Source organism: Streptomyces sp. MnatMP-M17, assembly GCF_900091995.1.
Classification (GTDB): Bacteria; Actinomycetota; Actinomycetes; order Streptomycetales; family Streptomycetaceae; genus Streptomyces.
This window is the reverse complement of sequence record NZ_FMDK01001269.1, coordinates 1-1581: the sequence shown is the minus strand read 5'-3', so window position 1 is coordinate 1581 and position 1581 is coordinate 1. Positions and strand designations below refer to the sequence as shown.

Sequence of the window (1581 nt, the reverse complement as noted above, 5' to 3'; positions counted from 1 at the left end):
GTATCTGAGGAACCGCGGCGCCGACGAGGGACTGGTCGTCATCGGCTACGACGCCCGCCACAAGTCGGCCGACTTCGCCCGGGACACCGCGTCCGTGATGACCGGCGCGGGCCTGCGCGCCGCCGTACTGCCCCGGCCGCTGCCCACGCCGGTGCTCGCCTTCGCCGTACGGCATCTCGGCGCTGTGGCCGGAGTGATGGTCACCGCGAGCCACAACCCGCCTCAGGACAACGGCTACAAGGTCTATCTCGGCGGCGGCTCCCAGATCGTGCCGCCCTCGGACGGCGAGATCGCGGCGGAGATCGACGCGATCGGCCCGCTGGGCTCCGTACGGCGTCCGGAGGACGGCTGGGAGATCCTCGGGGACGAGGTCCTGACGGCGTATCTGGAACGTACGGACACGGTCCTGACACCTGGCACCCCGCGGACCGCGCGGATCGTCCACACGGCGCTGCACGGCGTCGGTACGGAGACTCTCCTGGCGGCCTTCGCGCGCGCCGGCTTCCCGGAGCCCGTGCTGGTGGCGGAGCAGGCCGCGCCCGATGCCGATTTCCCGACCGTCGCGTTCCCGAACCCGGAGGAGCCGGGCGCGATGGATCTGGCCTTCGCCACGGCCCGGCGCGCCCAGCCCGATCTGATCATCGCCAACGATCCGGACGCGGACCGCTGCGCGGTGGCCGTGCCCGACGACACGGCGGACGGCGGCGCGGGCTGGCGGATGCTCGGCGGCGACGAGGTCGGCGCGCTGCTCGCCGCGCATCTCGTGCACAAGGGCGCGACGGGCACGTTCGCCGAGTCGATCGTCTCGTCCTCGCTGCTCGGCCGGATCGCCGAGGCGGCGGAGCTGGGATACGAGGAGACGCTGACCGGCTTCAAGTGGATCGCACGCGTCGAGGGCCTGCGGTACGGATACGAGGAGGCGCTCGGCTACTGCGTCGACCCGGACGGCGTGAAGGACAAGGACGGCATCACCGCCGCGCTGCTCGTCGCCGAACTGGCCTCCGAGCTGAAGGCCCAGGGCCGTACGCTCAGCGATCTCCTGGACGATCTGGCCGTCACCCACGGTCTGCACGCCACGGACCAGCTTTCGGTCCGCGTCAAGGACCTGTCGCTGATCGCGGACGCGATGCGCCGGCTGCGGGAGAAGCCGCCGGTGGTGCTGGCCGGTCTGGACGTCGTCTCCGTGGAGGACCTGGCGGAGGGCTCGCCCACACTGCCGCCGACGGACGGGCTCCGGTACCGGCTGTCGGGAACGTACCGGGCACGGGTGATCGTCCGCCCGAGCGGCACGGAGCCGAAGCTGAAGTGCTACCTGGAGGTCGTGATCCCGGTGGCCGACGCGCCGGGGCTGGCGGAAGCGAGGGCGAGGGGGGCGGAGGTTCTTGGGGCGCTGAAGAGGGGGGTGGCGGAGGCGGCGGGCATCTGAACCTCCCGGTCGGGGGGCGGTGCGCGGCTGGCGGCGCGGGGTGCGTTTCGCGCCTGGCGGCGCGTTTCGCGCCTGGCGGCGCGGTGTGCGCCTGCGGCGCGGGGTCGCGTGCGCGGTGGGTGCGGGTGCCGGGGCCTCCGGAGGTACATGTCCGG

Annotated in this window: 1 protein-coding gene; it reads left to right on the top strand. The window is 73.2% G+C overall.

What is annotated here, in order from left to right:
• The coding region (locus GA0115259_RS38460; protein WP_093605264.1) for a phospho-sugar mutase at positions 1-1426 on the top strand (1426 nt) is incomplete at its 5' end.
• Between the last annotated feature and the right edge of the window lie 155 nt (positions 1427-1581).